15 protein-coding genes are annotated in these 19355 nt (G+C 68.0%); 7 read left to right on the plus strand and 8 right to left on the minus strand.

The features are described 5' to 3' along the window. Positions 1-51 precede the first annotated feature (51 nt). Together LDH66_RS08460 and LDH66_RS08465 are read right to left on the minus strand one after the other, a co-directional pair. Positions 52-2613 (minus strand): heavy metal translocating P-type ATPase, encoded by a 2562-nt coding sequence (locus LDH66_RS08460; RefSeq protein WP_226480615.1) that lies wholly within the window; start codon positions 2611-2613, stop codon positions 52-54. Positions 2614-2718: 105 nt separating this feature from the next. Continuing rightward, positions 2719-3849, minus strand: a complete 1131-nt coding sequence (locus tag LDH66_RS08465; RefSeq protein ID WP_226480616.1) for a GNAT family N-acetyltransferase — start codon at positions 3847-3849, stop codon at positions 2719-2721. A 206-nt stretch (positions 3850-4055) separates the two neighbouring features. Here LDH66_RS08465 and LDH66_RS08470 point away from each other — a divergent pair, with 206 nt between their 5' ends. Continuing rightward, a complete protein-coding gene (locus tag LDH66_RS08470) occupies positions 4056-4676 on the plus strand; it encodes an acyl-CoA dehydrogenase family protein (protein ID WP_226480617.1) in 621 nt (206 codons plus the stop codon). Then, on the plus strand, positions 4664-5191 hold the full coding sequence (locus LDH66_RS08475) for an acyl-CoA dehydrogenase family protein (RefSeq protein WP_226480618.1): 528 nt from the start codon (positions 4664-4666) through the stop codon (positions 5189-5191). Before LDH66_RS08470 ends, LDH66_RS08475 begins: the two co-directional genes overlap by 13 nt. Before the next feature lie 37 nt (positions 5192-5228). Here LDH66_RS08475 and LDH66_RS08480 read toward each other — a convergent pair whose 3' ends face one another. The 3 genes from LDH66_RS08480 to LDH66_RS08490 form a co-directional block, all read right to left on the minus strand. Beyond that, the gene (locus tag LDH66_RS08480; RefSeq protein WP_226480619.1) at positions 5229-6653 is read right to left on the minus strand and encodes a WD40/YVTN/BNR-like repeat-containing protein; all 1425 of its coding nucleotides are present in this window, start codon (positions 6651-6653) and stop codon (positions 5229-5231) included. A gap of 85 nt (positions 6654-6738) precedes the next feature. After that, on the minus strand, positions 6739-7404 hold the full coding sequence (locus LDH66_RS08485; RefSeq protein ID WP_226480620.1) for a lactate utilization protein: 666 nt from the start codon (positions 7402-7404) through the stop codon (positions 6739-6741). A gap of 166 nt (positions 7405-7570) precedes the next feature. Then, on the minus strand, positions 7571-7867 hold the full coding sequence (locus LDH66_RS08490; RefSeq protein WP_226480621.1) for an Hsp20/alpha crystallin family protein: 297 nt from the start codon (positions 7865-7867) through the stop codon (positions 7571-7573). Positions 7868-8120: 253 nt separating this feature from the next. On the opposite strand from LDH66_RS08490, the gene LDH66_RS08495 reads away from it, so the two are divergent. Continuing rightward, a complete protein-coding gene (locus tag LDH66_RS08495) occupies positions 8121-8861 on the plus strand; it encodes a DUF7847 domain-containing protein (protein ID WP_226480622.1) in 741 nt (246 codons plus the stop codon). A gap of 102 nt (positions 8862-8963) precedes the next feature. Here the strand turns inward: LDH66_RS08495 and LDH66_RS08500 are convergent, their stop codons facing one another. Further along, complete coding sequence (locus LDH66_RS08500) at positions 8964-10553, minus strand: sulfatase (protein WP_226480623.1); 1590 nt, start codon at positions 10551-10553, stop codon at positions 8964-8966. 301 nt (positions 10554-10854) lie between these two features. Here LDH66_RS08500 and LDH66_RS08505 point away from each other — a divergent pair, with 301 nt between their 5' ends. Then, positions 10855-11649 (plus strand): prolipoprotein diacylglyceryl transferase, encoded by a 795-nt coding sequence (locus LDH66_RS08505; RefSeq protein ID WP_226480624.1) that lies wholly within the window; start codon positions 10855-10857, stop codon positions 11647-11649. Between the two features lie 114 nt (positions 11650-11763). On the opposite strand, the gene LDH66_RS08510 is transcribed toward LDH66_RS08505, so the two are convergent. Continuing rightward, positions 11764-12672, minus strand: a complete 909-nt coding sequence (locus LDH66_RS08510) for a phosphatase PAP2 family protein (RefSeq protein WP_226480625.1) — start codon at positions 12670-12672, stop codon at positions 11764-11766. A gap of 188 nt (positions 12673-12860) precedes the next feature. Here LDH66_RS08510 and LDH66_RS08515 point away from each other — a divergent pair, with 188 nt between their 5' ends. The 3 genes from LDH66_RS08515 (at position 12861) to trpB (ending at position 18879) form a co-directional block, all read left to right on the plus strand. Further along, on the plus strand, positions 12861-14546 hold the full coding sequence (locus LDH66_RS08515) for an NADH-quinone oxidoreductase subunit D (protein ID WP_226480626.1): 1686 nt from the start codon (positions 12861-12863) through the stop codon (positions 14544-14546). Between the two features lie 387 nt (positions 14547-14933). Next, on the plus strand, positions 14934-17642 hold the full coding sequence (locus LDH66_RS23115) for an MEDS domain-containing protein (protein ID WP_226480627.1): 2709 nt from the start codon (positions 14934-14936) through the stop codon (positions 17640-17642). A gap of 85 nt (positions 17643-17727) precedes the next feature. Next, positions 17728-18879 (plus strand): tryptophan synthase subunit beta, encoded by a 1152-nt coding sequence (gene trpB, locus LDH66_RS08525; RefSeq protein WP_226480628.1) that lies wholly within the window; start codon positions 17728-17730, stop codon positions 18877-18879. Between the two features lie 53 nt (positions 18880-18932). Here trpB and LDH66_RS08530 read toward each other — a convergent pair whose 3' ends face one another. Continuing rightward, positions 18933-19343, minus strand: a complete 411-nt coding sequence (locus LDH66_RS08530; RefSeq protein WP_226480629.1) for an HIT family protein — start codon at positions 19341-19343, stop codon at positions 18933-18935. Positions 19344-19355 lie beyond the last annotated feature (12 nt).

A 19355-nucleotide genomic window follows, 5' to 3' on the forward strand; every position in this document is an offset into this window, starting at 1 on the left:
AGAGTGCCGATGAAAGAGTGCGGATGAGAGTGTGCGGACGCGATCCGTCGGTCAGTCGTCGACGAGGGACCGCTCCGCGTTCCCGACGATGAGGAGGGTCCCCGCGACGACGGCGACGGTCGTCACTAGCGGGTTCACGATCCCGAGGGCGGCCGCGGGGACGGCGATCGCGTTGTAAACGAATGCGAGTCCGATGTTCTGCCGGATTCGACCGCGCGCGGCCCGTGCCAGGGCGAACGCCCGTTCGACCGCGGCGAGGTCGTCGTCGACGATCGCGACGTCGGCCGCGTCGGCGGCGAGTGCCGTCCCGCTACCCAGCGAGATGCCCAGATCGGCCGCGGCGAGCGCGGGCGCGTCGTTCGTCCCGTCGCCGACCATCGCCACGCGGTCGTCGGCCTTCATCCGTTCGACCGCCGCCGTCTTTCCGTCCGGCGAGACGCCGGCGAAGACGTGATCGACGCCCGGATGCCGGTCGAAGACGTCGGCCGCCGTCCCGTCGTCGCCGGTCAGGACCACGACGTCGACCCCGTCCTCGTCCAGGGCCGCGATCGTCTCGTCCCACGCCTCGCGGGGCTCGTCGCCGACGATCACGACGCCCTCGGCGGTCCCGTCGCGGCCGACGACGACCGGGAGCCGACCAGCCTCTCGCGCCCGATCGATCGTCTCCTCGAGGTCGGGCTCGAGCGCCCACCCGCGGTCCCGGAAGAGGTCGGGGTGGCCGACCAGCACCGTCCGGTCGTCGACGGTTCCCTCGACGCCGGTCGCGTGGGTGTGGAACTCCCGGACGTCCCGTTCGCCGGACGCGGTCGAGCCGCCGTCCGCTCGAGCCGTCCCGTCGGCGTCGTCGTCGAGCGCGTCTCCATCGCTTCCGAACGCGTCGGCGATCGCCGCCGCGGCCGGATGGGCCGCCCGCTGCTCGAGGGCGGCGGCGGCCGCGAGCAGGTCCTCGGGTGCGTCGGCCTCGCGGACGGTCATCTCGCCGGTCGTCAGCGTCCCGGTCTTGTCGAAGACGACGACGTCGACCGCGCGGAGGCGCTCGAAGACCGTCTCGTCGAAGACCACGATGCCGCGCTCGAGCGCTTCCCCCAGGCTCGCGGCGACGGAGTACGGCGTCGCGAAGCCGAGCGCCCACGGGCTGGCGACCATGAGCGTCATGAGGGCGGCCAGCGAGGCGGTCAGCCCGCTCGCGCCGGCGAGGAGGGAGCCCGCGCCGACGACGACCGCGGCGGCGAGGACGATCGGGACGAGGGTCGCGGCGAACTCGTCGGCCCGACGCGTGACGCCGTGGTCCGCGCTCTGGACGTTCCAGACGACCCGCGTGAGCCGCTCGATGCTGCTGGTCGTCCGCTCGCCGACGTCGACCACCGCCGCGTCGGTGGTGACGACCGAGCCGCCGACCACGTCGTCCCCCGCCGCCTTCGCGACCGGGAGCGACTCCCCCGTCACGACGGCCTCGTCGACCGTACACTCGCCCTCGGACAGCGTCCCGTCGACGGGGATGCGCTCGCCCTCCCGGACGAGCACGCGGTCGCCCGACTCGAGGTCGGCCACGGGGAGCTCCGTCGTCGAGCCGTCTCCGGCGTAGAGCCGGGCGGTGTCGACCTGCGAGACGGTGAGGTCGGTCAGCCGGTCCGTCGCGCGGCGCTTGACCGTCGCCTCGTAGTAGGTCGCGCCCATCACGACCGAGGCCACGACGATCGTCAGGTCGAAGTAGAGGTCGTTGCGGCCGAGCCCGGAGACGAGGATACTGAAGACGTACGCGCTGAGTATCGTGAGGGTCGCGAGCAGGTCAGTGGTCGGCCGCCGGAGCTTCAGACTGACGTACGCGCCTCGCAGGAGCGGGCCGCCGGTCAGGTAGATGATCGCGCCCGTCAGGAAGAGGAACAGGGGTAGATACAGCGGCCCGCTGAAGCCGGTAAAGGCCCCTTCGAAGTGCTCGATCGCGCCCCAGTCGGTAAACGACGTCAGAAACATCGGATAGAGGACGGCCACGAACGGCAACAGGAGGAACGACCCGAAGACGACGCCGACGACGTATCGCATCTCGAGCATGTCGTCCGACCGGCGCTTCCGGAGGCCGGACATCTCGCGCGAGCGCTGGGTCCCGCCGGTCTCGTCCTCGGCGGTCGCGTCGTCCCGGAGATAGGCCGTGTAGCCGAGCGTGCTCAGCGCGTCCTCGAGCGTGTCGGTCGATATCCGAGCGGGATCGTGATCGACCCGAATCGTCTCCGTGACGTAACTCGCTTCGGCCTCACGAACGCCGTCGCGGCCCTCGGCGACGGACTCGAGGAACGCCTCGCAGGTCGCGGAGTGCATGCCGTCGACCCGGAAGAACGTGCGGACGGTCCCGTCCGGTCGTTCGTCGCCGTCCGCGGTCGCGGTCGGCCGCGGATCGGCCGGCCGGTCCGCGGGGCGGGGCTCGTCGCTCCCGGGAGGGCCATCGCTCTCCGCGGCGGAGCCGCCGCTGTCGCCCGTCCCGTACTCGGCAGCCACGTCCCGACAGCCGGCCGAACAGAACCCGTCTGACGCCGACTCGCCGTCAGGCTCCGGGAGCGGCGTCCCGCACAGCCGACAGCGGTCGTCCCGGCCGCCCTCCGCGCGTCGATCGCTCACAGTGGTAGCTGCGGGTTCGACGGCCATAACAGTGACCGATCGAACCGCTCGCCGAGTCGCCCGTGCCGTCGGCGCGAGTCGACGGATCCGACGGCTGCGACGGCGTCACGTCGTGTCCAGATCGAGCCGCGAGAACGTCCACGAATCGATCGAACTCGACTCGAGCGCGAGTCCGTCCTCGAGGTCGCGGGCGAGGAGGGTCCGGGACGTCGGCCGAATCAGCGCCGACAGCGGCAGCCGCGTGTCCGGATAGAACCGGAACCGCAGCGGCGAGGGAACCGTCTCGCCGAACGCCTCGACGTAGCTCCGGTCCGCGGACGCCTCGAGGGCCGTCGCGAGCAGGCGCTCGAGCGCTGCCGATTCCGCGTCGAGCGCCCGCGGGAGCGCGTCGACGATCCGCGCGTGATCGCCGACGGTTGAGACGACGAGCGCGGCGACCGGATCGCCGTCCCGCCGGGCGACAGAGGCCCGATACGTGTGGACGGGATTCTCGAACCGCCACCGGTAGAACGCCGCGCTCCGGTGGGTGTGAATCGCGTCGGGGATCGACCGCCGGTAGACCGCTTCGAGCACCTCCGCCGGCGGCGTTTCGTAGCGCTCGAGCTCGAGGTCCGAGTCCGAACCGACGAGCAGCCTGTCGCCGGCCCGCTGGGAGGTCGCGATGGCGTCCTCGAGCGTGTGCGCGACTGCGGCGGCCGTGCCCTCGTCGGCGGACCGCGGGTCGGTTTCGCCGTCCGCCGGCCGGTCATCGGTCCGCTTCTCGAGCGCGGTGACGGGATTCTGGGGCCGGTAATAGGCCGGCACCGTTCCGATCTCGCGCCAGCCGTGCGCGAGGTTGCCGGGCTTCGAGTTCTCGTTGGGGAAGTTGAAGAAGAACGACGGCGCGCCGTCGGCGTAGCGCTCGACGGCGCGTTCGTTCAGCCGGTCGAAGAGCCCACGTTGGCGGTGGTCCGGATGGACCATCGTATCGCAGGGCTGGAACGCGGTCCGGACGGTCCCGCCGATGCGCATCTCTTGGGCGAAAAATGACCGGAAGCCGACGGGCTCGCCGTCGGCCGTCGCCACCAGGATCGGAACGTGATCGACGAACGGGTTCTCGCGGAACTTCCAGCGGAACCACGCCGGGCTTCTGTCGTGTCCGAAAACCGTTTCGTACAGCGACAGGAACGCCTCTCGATCGTCGGACTCGAACGCGCGGACGGTGTATCGCGTCGCCGTTCGTGTGTGTATACTCATGATCGAGGTCGTTCACGCCCGTCGGCGGGGCGACGGAGAGAGACCCCGCTGTGCGGTCGTGACGGGTAGATATCCGCCCCGGAACGGAAAGCCGGTTGGCCTTGAATACGCCGTCCGACAGGTCGGCGAACCGGTCGCTGAGGCCGACCGTCCGTCGCTCCGTCAACGCCCGTTGTATTGATATTCCCTACCATACTACTGCCGCCATGATCTCGCTCAGTTCCGAACGAGAACTACTCGTCTCGTCAGTGGCCGACATCGCGGACCGGGAGTTCGCCGACCGAGCGTTCGACTGGAACGGCGAGGCGCCGTGGGAAAACGTCCGACGCCTCGCCGAACAGGGGTTCCTCGGCGTCAACTTCCCCGAGAAGTACGGCGGCGGCGGGATGACCGAACTCGACGCGATCCTCGTCATGGAGGCCGTGGGCCGCGTCTGTCCGGATACCGCCGAACTCCTCTACAACCAGCAACTCGTCGCACCGCGCGCGATCGAACTGTTCGGGACCGACGCGGCCAAAGAGCGGTATCTCCCTCCGGTGCTCGCCGGCGAGGACAACGTCGCGATCGGCATCTCGGAGCCGGAGGCCGGCTCTGACGTCGGCGCGATGGGGACGCACATCGAGGAAGACGGCTCCGAACTCGTACTGAACGGCGAGAAGACGTGGGTGAGCCACGTCGAGCACTCGAGTGCGGTGCTCGTCTGGACGAAATTCCCCGAGGACTCGGCTCGGTCGTCGTCGAGTTCGACTGGGACGGCGTCGAGATCCAACAGCACTACGAGAACATGGCGGGTCACCACCAGACACATTTCGTCATGGAGGACGTGACGGTCCCCGAGGAGAACGTCGTCACGCGCGGCTCGGACGGGTTCGAGAACCAGCTCCGGGCGCTAAACTGGGAGCGTCTGGGCAGTGCGACGCTCGCGAACGTCATCGCCAGCTGCGCGCTCGAGAAGGCCCTCGACTACGCCGCACAGCGCGAGCAGTTCGACCAGCCGATCGGGGACTTCCAGGGGATCGAGTGGAAACTCGCCGACGCCGCGACGTCCCTCGAGGCGTCGCGAGCGCTCACCCACCGCGCGGCGATGCGGGCTCACGAGCGGGGTCGCGTCCCGGACCGTCGCGACGCGTCGATGGACAAGCTCCACTCGAGCGAGATGGTCGAGCGCGTCGTCAGCGAGGCCCTCCAGGTCCACGGTGCGAACGGCTACCAGCGGGGACACCCGCTCGAGTACCTCTATCGACTGGCCCGCGCCCGGCGGATCGCGGCCGGAACCGACGAGATCCAGAAGAATCAGATCGCCTCGAGCCTGAAGCGAGAGGGGCTCCGAGACCTCGCCTGAAGCGGGTCAGAAGCGTCTCGATCGATGTCGAGAGCGCTCACCGCCGTTCGACGACGGTTCCCTCCTCACCGACCGCGACCGTCCGGTCGCCGTCGGCGGTCGTCGAGACGGCGATGAGCGAGTCCGGCGCGCGAACGTCGACCTGATTCCACTCGGCGGCGGGCGTGCGCTCGTAGATTACGCCGTCCGCATCGCAGGCGATCGTCTCGCCCTCGCGGCGGGCGATCCCGCAGATCGCCTCCTCGCCGACCCGTTCGGGCGTCCACGTCGATCCGCCGTAGCGGTGGACGACGCCGTCGTCCGCGCTCACCAGGCAGTCGCCCCGCCCCAGCGTCGCGAGGTTCTCGAGCGTGCCGCCGGCACCCTCGAGGCCGACCCGATCGAACGACTCCCCGCCATCGGTCGTCTCGAAGACGCTATCGTTCGTATCACAGCAGTAGCCGACCGACGGATCCGCGAGCGCGAGCGCGATCGCGCTCAGACTCGAGCCGCTTCCGGGTTTGGTCGGCTCGTCCCACGAGACCGCGCCGTCCCGGTAGCGACCGCGGAGGACGGCCCCGGAGCCGTTGATCAACAGGACCGTCTCGTCGCCGCTCTCCCCGCCGACGGCGACCCCGAGCCAGTTGTCGGTGATGTCCGCAGGGGCCGTGTAATCCGTGTGGAGCCCCGTCTCGGCCTCGATTCGTCCCACCGAACCGCTGTCGCCCGCGACCCAGACCGCGTCGCCGCCGTCGGTCGCGTCGACGCCGGCGAGTTCGTCGCCCTCGGCGGCCGGCCCGTCCTCGAGAACGATCGACCACGCGTCGGGTTCGGCCCCGTTGGCGGGCGCTCCCGCGAGAACCAGCCCGTTCTCGCCCACCGCGTAGACCGCGCCGGCCGCGGTCACGCAGACGTCCCGGAGCGTCGCCTCGGTGGGGACGTCGACGAGCCGCCAGTCGCGGCCGCGCTCGTCCTCGCCCGCTTCGTCGATCTCGTCCGCCTCGTCTGCCGGGCTCTCGGTACGGGCACCGGGTTCGGTATCGCGGCCCCGGTCGCTCCGGGAGACGTCACTGCCCGCCGGAGCGGCGTCAGTCTCGGCCCGATCCTCGGTCTCGGCCCGCTCGAGCGGCGCGTCCGTCGCACCGGTACTCCGTTCGCCGGTCGCGACGGCGCGCTCTCGATCGGCCGCCGCTGCGTCGTCTTCATCCTCGACGGCCGTATCGCGCTCCCTCTCGGCGGCCGTACCGCCTTCCTCAGTAGCCGCGTCGCCGTCGTCTCGGCCCACCGACGGCCGCCACAGATACAGCGCGATCGGCGGCACGACATAGGAGGCCAGCGCGAGGGCGATGAACCCGCGGTGGAAGACCGATAGCGTCCCGAACGCGGTCAGACCGGCCGTCGCGACCGCGTGGATCCACGTCTTCGTATAGCTGCGAAAGAACGAGACGAAGCCGTCGCGAGAACGCGTCTCCTGAGTCGCCATTGGCGTGGCTAGTCGAGTGCTACCGGACTGGCGAGCAAAAACGTACTGCAGGCACGTCCGGTCCGGACGAGCGGGAGTAGGTGCGTCAGAACCCGTGTCGCTCGTCGATCAGCACGAGCTGGGTGCGGTCGTCGACCCGTTCGTGCTCGAGGGAGACGAGTTTCCCGACGACGCTCCCCTGTCCGTACACCTCCTCGGCGCGGGCGTCCTCGAGCGGATAGGCGTACTCGCGGACCCGCTCGACGGCGGTTTCCCAATCGTCGACGATCTTGTTCGTGCTGCCGACCAGCACGAGTGACGCCGCACCGAACGCCCACGCGCCGACGGCGTTGCCGAGCGCGTTGGCCCCGACGAGTTCGCCGCTCTCGGCGATCGCGTTGACGCTGTCGACGAAGACGTCGGCGGTGACCGCCTCGCGTCGCGCTCGAAACCGCTCCTCGTCGTCGTCGATCTCCTGAACCCTGTTTCCGAGGTAATCGAACCCGTCTTCGGCCGCGAGGTCGTCGGTGAAGCCGATCTCCTCGAGCGTCGTCGAGTGGCCGTCCATCACCTCGGCCCCGTCGGGGAGCTGCTCGCGGAGGTGTTCGCGCGCGGCCGCGCCGTCGTCGAAGACGTAGACCTCGATCCCCCGGTCTTCGACGTTCGAGACGGTGTCCTCGATCGTCTCTTCGTCCGGCTCCCGATCGAAGCGGGCTTCGTCGATCTCGAGGGCGTCCGCGAAGTCGTCTTTCGTGTAATAGTCGTCGCTCATCGCGGTAGCCGTGCTTTGCCGTCGCACAGGATCAACCTCGGGCAAGCGAATACCGGCCGACGGGGTCGCGGTCGCTATCGATCCGGCCGGTCCGGGGCCGCTCGAGGCCGCGGCGCGTACGGCGCTCGCGACGGGCCGGCCGGTCCGGCCGGTTCGATCGGTCCGGTTACCCGTTGCGAGGACGGGTGGCGAGCGACACCGTGAGGACGCCGTTGTTGTAGACCGCCTCGCGATCCTCGCCGAAGACGAGATCCGAGGAGAGCGGTGTGACGGTCCGCTCGACGACGTCATCGCCTCGATCGACGGCGATTCGGAGGCGACGCGAGCCGGCTTCGATCGTCACGTCATCGATACCCGCGGGGGCGACGTCGACGGCGGCTCGGAACCGGTCGGCCGCCCCCTCGTAGACGAACTGCGTCGGAAAGGGAAACGACGCCGCGTCGGACGACGAACTGGAGGACATGAGACGACGTTCCGACGACGGACGGAAGCCTTCCGGGGTGGACAGATGTCCGTTTGATATGCCTGCACATCGCATCCCGACGGCCGGTCGATCCGGTACCGACTCGTCTCCGATCGGGGACGGTCTCGAACGACCACCCGTCTCTTGGGAGCCGTCGCGATCGACCGAAGATTCGTCCGATAGTCCCGCACTGATTTCAGAATCCATATATTGAAGCAATAGTGATATACACGGCCGATAGAAATCAACGACTATGGCAGCTAAACTTAGCATCGAACAGGCACTCAGTTACGGATTCGATCGAATCACGACGCGCGGCGGCGCGATCCTCCTCGCCGTGTACGTCCTATTCCAACTCGTGACGCAGGTGAGCGTTCAATCGCTCTTCTCGAGTCTCTTGACCGAATTCGTCTCCGCGGAGGAGGTCGCACGGACGTATCCGCTCGCCGTCGACCTTCCGATCGCCGTCAGCGGCGGACTGACCGCCCTCCTCGTGCTCGTCGGCATCGTGCTCGGCGTCGTGACGATACGGGCGTTGTATTCGGACATCGACGACGTTCCGTCGGCCGACCATACTCGCCGACTCGTCCGAACGGTCGGCGTGCTGATCGTCGTCTCGATCGTCACCTTCGTCGCGGTACTGATCGGATCCGTCTTCTTCCTCATCCCCGGGATCTTCCTTGCGGTCAGCCTGGTATTCGCCACCATCGTCGTCGCTATCGAGGACGCCGGCATCATCGAGTCACTCGAGCGGAGTTGGGAACTCGCGTCCGGGAATCGGATTCAACTGCTCGTCCTCGGCGTGATCATCGGCGTCGTCGGCGGTCTGACTGGCTTCGTCTTCGGCATCGTCGGCGTGTTCGCTCCCGTCGTCGGCGATCTGGCGACCACGATCACGTCCGGCGTTCTCTCCCTGTTCGGTGCCGCCGTTCTCGTCGGCGCGTACCGACAACTCGCCGGCGAGCGGGAACCGGTCAGTACGTCCGAGTGGTAAAACGAGAGCCGGTCGGTACGTCCGAGTGGTGAGGACAGTCCGACCGATACGATCACGGCCAGTGACCGAGCCGGCATCTCCGTCGCACTCCCGCAAAACTCCTCAGAGATAGCCGAGATCCGCCAACCGCTCTTTCGTCCCCTCGCGCATTTCGACCTCGCCCGACGCGCCCGCCTCGGCGAGCGGGTCGAAGCGCTTCTCGAGTCGCCGCCGTAACGCCCGGACCCGCTCGGGGTTCTCGTCGCTGATATCGGTGTGCTCGAGCGGATCAGTCCGGACGCGGTGGAGCCGCTCGAAGCCGTCGTCGCCGCGAACGTACTTGTGCTCGGTCGTGCGGACCGCCCGCAGCCGGCGGTCGAATTCGCGGACCCGATCCGGAATCTCGCCGAACCGGGCCTCGAGCCGTTCGATCGAGGGCTGGGGCGCGACGTACTCGGCGAAGACGGCGTCGCGGGGGTCGGCGGTCGACTGGGGATGGAGCGAGCGGCTCGACCACTGCTGGCGTAGCTCGGGGTCGTCGATCCCGGCCGTCTCGAGCAGCGTGGCGGGAAGGTCGAGCAGTTGTACGAGGTCGTGGCGTCGCTCGCCGCCGGTGAAGGGACCGCCGTGACAGACCAGCGGGACGTTGAGCAGCGTGTCGTAGAGGTTGTACTGGTGGCCGAAAAAGCCGTGTTCGCCGATGTGCTCGCCGTGGTCGCCACAGACGACGAACAGGGTGTCCTCCCACTCGCCTGCGTCCTCGAGGGCGTCTCGGAGCTGACCGACCTGCTGGTCGACGTAGGCGAGTTCGGCGCGGTAGAGCCCCCGGAGCAGGGCGAACTCGTGATCGGAGATCTCGTAGTCGTCACAGTCGTAGGCGCGGGGGTCCTGCCTGATCGCGGTCGCCTCCTCGTAGCTGGCTCCCTCCGGGAGGAACCGTTCGGCGTACTCTCTCGGCGGATCGTACCGGACGTGGGGCTCGATGAAGTTACAGAACAGGAAGAATGGCCGGTCGTCGTCCCGGTCCGCGAGCCAGTCGGCGATCCAGTCCGTCGACCGATCGGAGCCGTCGTCGCCGGTCGGCTGTAGCAGTTCGCTGTAGAGGATGTTGGCGGCATTGACGAACGGGTTTCCGTCCAAAATCCGGTTCCGGGTTGCGGTGAGTTTCTCCCGGAGGTCTTCGCCGCGGACGACCGCGCCCATGTCGGCGTCGGACTGGATGTACTGCCACCCCTTGCGGAGGTCCTCGAAGCCGCGGTCGAAGCCGAACTCCTCGGTGATCCAGGTGTTGTTCGAGACGCCGATCGTCTCGAACCCCGCGTCGGCGAAGGCCTCGGGCACAGTCCGGAGATCGTCATCGAGATAGGTGTGGCCGCCGTGCGTGCCGTGTTCGGAGGGATAGGTGCCGGTGAAAAACGACGCGTGAGAGGGGAGCGTCCAGGGCGCGGTCGCGAACGCGTTCTCGAAGGCGACGCCCTCTTCGGCGAGGCGCGTCAGGGTCGGCGTCGGGTGGGCTCCGACGGAATCGCCGCTCGAGCCGGGTCGATCTCCCGGAGCCGATTGGATTCCGACGGGGTCGGCCGTCGGTGCGTTTCGATCGACCGGAAACGACTGCATCCCGACGCTCTTCGCCCGAGCCGTATCGAGAACCACGAGAACGACGTTCCGCACAGTACAATGTGACTCGTCGTCACGTCCGTTCGAGTCCGACATGGATACGCTACTTCCACGGCAGGCAGGGAAGGTCACCCGCCTGGAGTATGCAGGGCGACGATATCGATTACTGGCTGATTTCCGGTCGGATACGTCCGAGTACGGTAATATCCGATATCGAACCCAGAGCTACGGTGGCCCGGCCCCGATGGAATCGGGTAGTCATCTGCCGGTCTCCCTTTCATCCGGCCGGACGGCGTAGGATCCACGAGCGGACGCTGGTGGCCCGACCGATGCGTGAGCACGGCTCGCGACCGCCGTCGACGGACGGCCACCGGCACCGTCGCTCGGAGATCTTCCGATGACTGCACATCACGATGACGACGCGACGACGGACGTCTCGATGGACGACTTCACTGACCTCGAGGATCTCGAGGATCTCGAGGAGCTAGACGAACCGGCCGGCCGACTCGCTTCGGCGGCGTCGGATGCGGCCGCGAGCGGGACCCTGCCGCTGGTCGGCGGCGGACTCCTGGTAGCGGCCGCGATCCGCTCGCTGGTCGACGACCGGCAGCGGGCGATCCCGCTCGGAATCGCCGGCAGCGGGCTGGTCGGATTCGGGCTTCAAAAGCGCCGCGAGAGCGGCGAGTCCGGGACGGAGAGCGGCGTTCCGGAGGTCGAGGGCGGCACCGAGGGGAAGGACACGTCCGACCAGGCCAGTGCCGCCGCCGAGCGCGTCGATTCCGGCCGCGAATCCGAGATCGACTCCGACGGCGAGATTTCGGACGACCGGGGGATCGATGACGCGGACGAGTCCGGCTCGCAGATCGAGTTCACCGACGAGCCGGACGGCGACAAAGATCAGTCCAGACCGGATCTCGGAGACGAGGAAGCGGAACCCAGACGCGAGACCGACACTGACGACGTGGCGGTCGACGTCTCTAACTCGGCGATGGCAGACGAGACCAGCGAGGCGACGGGGCCGGACCCGACGCAGGCCCAGCCGACCCAGACCGCGGACACGGAACCGGAGGCGAGTCCCGCGGAGGACGCCTCCGAGATGAAGGTCGAGCCGCCGGACGAGGACGAGTCCGAATCGGAGACGGACGAGGAAGACGCCGCGGCGGACGACGATTCGGCGGCGGACGATCGGTGAACGCCCCGTTCCGTCGCCGCGATCGTCTCTCCGGCGCGGCTCCCCAGGCCGTTCTCGAGTGCCGCCCGCGGCCGGTGACGGCTCGGCTCGGAACGGCTGCGAGCGGGGCCGCTCTCAGATACCGCTCCCGCGCTCGGAACGGTAGAGCACGGGGACGGTGACGAACGCGGCGACGACGAGCCCGAGGACGCCGCTTCCAGCGAGCAACAGGACGGGCCAGTAGTAGCCCGAGAGGGCGACGAGCGACGCGATTCCGGCGACGACGGCGACGGCTCTCGCAGTGAGCGCGCGGCTGCGTCGAATCGGGCCGCGGCCCTCGTCCAGCCCTCGAGCGAGGACGGCGAACTGCCAACCGGCGAACGCGCCGACCGACGCGCCGAACAGGAGGACGGCGTCGGGGTCGACGGCACTCGTCACGAGCGCGACGGCGGCGAGGGCGACGGCCAGTCCGAATCCGAGCGTGCCCCGACGGGAGGGATACCGGTCCAGGAACCCCCACGCGAGGAGGAGAAAGACCAGCCCGACGCCGACGCCGGCGACGACGTCGACGAGGTAGTGGACGCCGAGGCCGACTCGAGAGAAACAGACCGCGGTCACGATCCCCGCGGCGCCGAGGTATCGCCGCCGGCGCGTGCCGACTGCGCCGTACTCGGCCAGGCTCAGGTAGACGATCGTCGTCAGCAGGGCGTGGCCGCTGGGAAACCCGTAGCCGGTCGCCGTCGCAGTGGCCTCGTACAGCGGGTGGATCGTCTCCGGGAGCGCCCCGACCTCCACGAGCACGCGCTCCGGTCGCGGCAGCGCGAAGACGTGTTTCAACGCCGTGATGAGCGAGAGGCCGGCCAGCAGCAACCCGAAGACGGCGGCGATCTGCTCCCGGTTGTCGGTCTCCAGCCAGTAGAGCGCCCCGACGAGCACGCCGAGAAACCACACATCGCCGAGCTGGGTCACCAGTCCGAGCACGACGACGGCCCACTCGGGGGCGACCTCACGAAACGCGTCGAACCAGCCGATCCCTCGAGACATACTCACGCTACGTGCGAGGAGCCATATAAGCGATTCCGCTCGGGCGGACGGCCGACTCCGGAATCGGCTCCAACCGCGTCGTCGTTCACTCGCCACGGAGAGTCACGCGAACGCGGGAAAACCCTCATTTCCGCGTCACCTGTAGGCTACCGAGACGCGCCATCGGTCGGCGTCTCGAGGGACCTGCAATGAGTGAGACATCGGAACCCGAGCGCGAACGCATCGACCCGGAGTACGATCATCAGCGCGAGGAGGGGGTCGACGAGGGCCGACTCGAGACCCTGCTCTCCGAGTACGCGATCGGACGGGACGATCACGAGAACGCGCCCGCGTTCGTGATCCGACCGGACGACGTACAGGCGGTGGTGCGCCTGCTGCGCGACGAGGCGGGGTTCGACCACCTCTCGTGTATCACGCCCCAGCAGTACGAGGACCGCTACGAGTCGATCATCCACATGACGAAGTACGAGCAGCGGACCCACGAGGTGACGCTAATCGTGCCGCTGCCGACGGGGGCACCCGTTTGCGAGTCCGCCGAACCCGTCTTCCGAACCGCGGACTGGCACGAGCGGGAGGCCTTCGACCTCGTCGGGATCGAGTACGCGGGCCACCCGAATCTCACGCGTATTCTCCTCCCCGAATCGTGGCAGGGCCATCCGCTCGCGCTGGACTACGATCAGGACAAACCGCAGGTCGTCAGCTACACCGAACACGCGAACCCGCTCGCGGAGGACCACCGCGGGGAGGAGTCGGAGACGATGTTTCTCAATATCGGCCCCCACCATCCGGCGACCCACGGCGTCCTCCACCTCGAGACGGTGCTCGACGGTGAGACGGTGGCCGACGTCGAACCGGACATCGGCTATCTGCACCGCTGCGAGGAGCAGATGTGCCAATCGGGGACCTATCGTCACCAGATCATCCCCTACGCGGACCGCTGGGACTATACGGCGAACCTGCCCAACGAGTGGGCGGTCGCCCGTGCGATCGAGGACATCGCCGACATCGAGGTTCCCGAGTACGCCCAGATCCTGCGAACGATGTCGACCGAGTTCGGCCGCATGCTCGGTCACTTCCTCGCGGTCTCGACGTTCGCGCTGGACGTCTACGGCGACTTCACCGCCATCTTCCAGTACGGCATGCGCGATCGGGAGGTCGTCCAGGACATCCTGGAGGACCTGACCGGCCAGCGGATGATGTTCTACTACTTCCGGCTCGGCGGCGTCTGCTGGGACCTGCCCGAGCCTCGCGAGGAGTTCATCGAGAAGTGCCGGGACTTCCTCGACGAGCTCCCCGCAAAGGTCGACGAGTACCACGACCTGCTGACCGGCAACGAGATCTTTCAGCGACGAACGATGGGTACCGGTGTTCTCGAGCCCGAGGTCGCCAAGAGCTACGGCGTTACCGGACCCGTCGCCCGCGGCTCCGGCATCGATTACGACGTCCGGCGGGACGACCCCTACGGCTACTACGAGAACCTCGAGTGGGACGTCGTCACCGAGGACAGTTGCGACAACCACGCGCGCGTGCTCGTCCGCCTCCGCGAGGTCGAGGAGTCCGCGAAGATCATCGAGCAGTGTCTCGACTTACTCGAGGACTGGCCCGAGGACGAGCGGACGGTCCAGAGCAACGTCCCCCGGACGCTCAAGCCGGACGCGGGGACCGAGACCTACCGCGCCGTCGAGATCGCGAAGGGCGAACTCGGCGTCTACATCCGCGCGGACGGCTCGAACTCGCCGGCCCGATTCAAGATCCGCAGCCCCTGTTTCCACAACCTCTCGGCGCTGCCCGAGATGGCCGAGGGCGAGTACGTCGCGGACCTGATCGCGTCGCTGGGCAGCCTCGACATCGTGCTGGGCAGCGTCGATCGCTGAACGGAACCCTGAGCCGGCCGCGAGCGGCGTCGTCTCCGGCTCACTCGTCGCTCGAGGGCTCGTCGCCGCCCTCCTCGAGGTACTCGAACAGTGGTCGCGAGCGGCGAGGCCGTTATCGACCGTCTCGTCTGCCATGGTCCGTTCTCGCATCCCGGCACGGGTAGGCGACGGGCCCGCCGATGACGATCCGACGCCGTGCGAACCCGTTTCACGACGATCTTTTATTTACCCGCGTTCGAATCCTTCCATGCATACCACTCCTATCGCGGCGACCGGATCGAGGGGCGGGAACGAGCGAGCGCTCCGTGGCTCCGCTCGCGATGGCCCGGTTTCCGACCGCCTCGATAGCAGTGCCGGACCGTCGTCGCTCGAGCGGACGAGGCATTCGTGAGCGAACCCACGTCCTCGAGTACTGAACCGAACGGGCCGGAGATTCCCGAAATCGGATTCGAGACGGTCCGATCGAGCCCGGGACGCCGCGGGTCAGTCGAGCCGGTCGGCGAGCACGACGGCAACGGTCACGTCGCACAGATCTACGAGACTCGCGAGGAGAAGTTTGCGGCCGCCGTCCCGTTCGTCGGCCGCGGGCTCGAGCGGGGCGACCGCATCATGTACGTCGTCGACGAGAGCACCGAAGCCGAGGTGCGGGCGGCGCTCCGCGACGCTGGGGTCGACGTCGACGCCGCGCTCGAGTCCGGTGCGTTATCGTTCCACTCCGTTCAGGAGACCTACCTCCGAAACGGATCGTTCGACGTCGACGAGATGATCGAGTTCTACGGCGACACCATCTCGAGGGCCACCGAGGAGTACGAGGCGCTTCGGATCGTCGCCGAGATGACGTGGCTCGAGGCCGCCGAGACGTCGATCGAGCAGGTCATGGAGTACGAACAGAAGATCAACGCGCTCTTCGATCGATCGGACTCGTTCGCGGTCTGTCAGTACGACCGCGGGCTGTTCTCGCCGACCGTCGTCCGAAACGTCGTCCGTACCCACCCCTACCTCATCTACGACGGGGTGACGTGTCACAATCCCTACTACACCCCGCCCGAGGAGTTCCTCGGCGAGGAGTCGCTCGCCCGCGAGAACGAACGGATGCTCGGAATGCTCCGAGATCGGGCCGCGGCGAACGCCGAACTCCATCAGCGCGAACGGTTCCTGCGCCGGTGCTACGAGGTCACGTCCGACCCGACGCTCGACTTCGAGTCGAAGCTCGAGCGGCTGCTCGAGCTTGGCCGCGAGCGGTTCGACCTCGAAATCGGGGGGCTGGCTACGGTGGATCGCGAGGCCGATCGCGTCGACGTCGAGCACGTCAGCACCGATCACGAGAGCGACGAGCCCCACCTCGAGTTCCCGCTGTCGGAGACGGTCTGTGCGATGGCCCTCGAGACCGACGGGGAGGTGAGCATCGTCGAGCCCGCGACGGACGGGGACGACGATCGCGGCAGCCACAGCGGCCGCGGGTTCGAGACCTATCTCGGCACCGCCCTCGAGGTCGACGGCGGCAGCGATCGAGTGTTCTTCTTCATGTCCGAGACGCCGCGCGACGGGGCGTTCTCGGACTCGGAGCGGACGGCCCTCCACCTGATGGGACAGTGGATCGAGTACGAACTCGATCGGCGACGGCGCGAGCGGGAACTCCGCGAGCGCACGGAGCAGTTGAGTGCACTCGTCGAGACCACGCCAGAGTGCATCAAGACCGTCGCCGCGGACGGCACGCTGATTCAGATGAACCCGGCCGGACTGGACATGGTGGAAGCCGACGCCGAGTCGGACGTGGTCGGCGAGTGCGTCTACGATCTGATCGCCCCCGAGCACCGCGACCGATTCCGCGAGTTCAACGAGCGGATCTGCGAGGGCGAGCGCGAGACCTTCGAGTTCGATATCGTCGGCTTGGACGGGACGCGCCGCCACATGGAATCGCACGCTGCGCCGCTGCCCAGACCCGACGGGACGACCGCCCACGTGGCGCTGACGCGAGACGTCACCGAACGAGAGGAGCGCAAGCAGGCGCTTCGAGAGAGCGAGAACCAGCTCCGGGCGCTCATCGAGGTGCTCCCGGTCGCCGTGTTCGTCGCCGAAGGCGACGGGCGGATCGTCAAGTGGAACGACGCCGCCGAATCGATCTGGGGCGGAGAGGTCGCTGAATCCGAATCGGTCGCCGAGTACGACCAGTACGACGGCTGGTGGGCGGACACGGGTGAGCCGGTCGAGCCCGACGAGTGGGCGCTCGCTCGGGCGCTCCGCGGCGACGAGGTCACTGACCCCGACGTGATCGAAATCGAAGGCTTCGACGGGGAGCGCCGCACCGTCCTGAACCACGGCATGCCCGTCCGGAACGCGGACGGCGAGGTGAGTCGCGCGGTCGTCACCCTCATCGACATCACCGAACGCAGGGAGTACCAGCGCAAACTTGAGGAGTCCAACGAGCGCTTGGAGCAGTTCGCCTACGCCGCCTCCCACGACTTGCAGGAACCGCTCCGGATGGTGACGAGCTACCTCCAGTTGCTCGAGGACCGGTACGACGACGCGCTCGACGACGACGGCGAGGAGTTCCTCGCGTACGCCGTCGATGGGGCCGATCGAATGCGAGAGATGATCGACGGCCTCCTCGAGTACTCGCGAATCGAGACGCAGGGCGATCCCTTCGAACCGGTCGAACTGGCGGGCGTTCTCGACGACGTGCTCGAGGACCTGCAGGTACAGATCGACGAGACCGACGCCGAGATAACGGCCGCGAACCTCCCCCGCGTGACGGGCGACAGGCGCCAGCTCCGTCAGGTCTTCCAGAACCTCCTGCGGAACGCACTGACGTACAACAGGAGTTCGTCTTCCCGCGTTCACGTCGACGCGAACCGACGAGGGCGGGAGTGGGAGATCTCGGTCCGCGATAACGGGATCGGCATCGAACCGGACGAGCAGGAGCGGATATTCTCCGTCTTCGATCGGTTGCACAGCCGCGAGGAGTACGACGGGACGGGGCTCGGGTTAGCGCTCTGTCAGCGCATCGTCGAACGCCACGGCGGGGAGATCCGAGTCGACTCCGAACCGGGCGAGGGGTCGACGTTCACGATCACGCTCCCCGCCGAGACGCGCTGATCGCGGGCGCGAGTGCCGAGGAGAGACCGTCGCTGTCGCCACCGGCACGAACCTATTTGGCGCTGAGCGCGCAATTCACCGGCGTATGGAAAACGGATCTTTCGAGGGATACGGCGGGCGACACGTGCCGGAACCGCTTCGAGAGCCGCTCGAGCAACTGGCAACGGCTTACGACGACATCGCCGGCACCGACGAGTTCCAGTCGGAACTGCGAGGGCTGCTCGAGGAGTTCGCCGGCCGACCGACGCCGCTGTACTACGCGCGCAACCTGAGCGAGCGCTACGGGGCCGACATCTACCTCAAGCGGGAAGACCTGCTCCACGGCGGGGCCCACAAGATCAACAACTGTCTCGGGCAGGCCCTGTTGGCCAAACGGGCCGGTCGCGATCGACTGATCGCCGAGACCGGAGCCGGTCAGCACGGCACCGCGACCGCGATGGTCGGCGCCCTGCTCGGCCTCGAGACGGAGATCTACATGGGGAAAAAGGACGTCGAGCGCCAGGAGATGAACGTCTTCCGGATGCGCCTGATGGGCGCCGAAGTCAACGAGGTCACCCGGGGCGATGAGGGCCTCGCAGACGCCGTCGACGCCGCGCTCGAGGACTTCGCGGAGAACGTCGAGAACACGCACTACCTGGTGGGCAGCGTCGTCGGCCCCGACCCGTTCCCGCGGATGGTCCGGGACTTCCAGAGCGTCATCGGCCGGGAGGCCCGCGAGCAGATTCGAGAGCGAACGGGCGACCTGCCCGACGCCGCGGTCGCCTGCGTCGGCGGCGGCTCGAACGCGATCGGCCTCTTCCACGCGTTCCGGGACGATCCCGTCGACTTCTACGGTGCCGAGGGCGGCGGCGAGGGATCGGACTCGAGCCGCCACGCCGCCCCGCTCGCCGAGGGGACGGACGACGTCATTCACGGGATGAAGACGCGCGTCATCGACGACGACGTCGACGTCCACTCCGTCTCGGCGGGACTGGACTATCCCGGCGTCGGCCCCGAACACGCCATGTTCCGTGCCGTCGGTCGCTGCGAGTACACGGGCGTCACGGACGACGAAGCGCTCGCGGCCTTCCGGGAACTGAGCGAGACCGAGGGGATCATCCCCGCGCTCGAGTCAAGCCACGGGATCGCTCGCGCGATCGAACTCGCGGAAGCCGGCGAGCACGACACCATCCTCGTGAATCTCTCGGGGCGCGGCGACAAGGACATGGAGACGGCGGCCGCGAAGTTCGACCTCTGAACGGCAATCCTCGAGCGCCGAACGGCGACTCGACGGCCGCCGTGACTGCTCGGTCAGAGGGTCGCTCGAACGCGATTTCGCAGTCGCGTCGCCTCGTCGGCCTCGAGCCGATCCCGCGGTAACGACAGCGCCACGTCATCGTCCGCGAAGCGGGGCACGAGGTGGACGTGGGCGTGATCGACGGTCCCGACCAGCGGTCCGCTGGTGTGAAAGACGCTGAACCCGCTCGGCTCGAGCGCCGCCTCCAACGCGTTCGAAACGGTGCGGACCGTCTCGAAGACGGCCGTCGATGTCGGTTCGTCGATCGTCAAGACGTCCTCCTCGTGGGTCCGCGGAATCACGAGGCTGTGCCCCGTCATGGCCGGGTTCTCGTCGAGAAACGCGACTGTCCGATCGTCCTCGTAGAGGACGTGTGCCGATCGCTCACCGGCGGCGATCCGGCAAAACTCACAGTCTCCTTCCATATCCGAACAGTC

This window comes from Natrinema amylolyticum, from assembly GCF_020515625.1.
GTDB classification, from domain to species: Archaea; Halobacteriota; Halobacteria; order Halobacteriales; family Natrialbaceae; genus Natrinema; species Natrinema amylolyticum.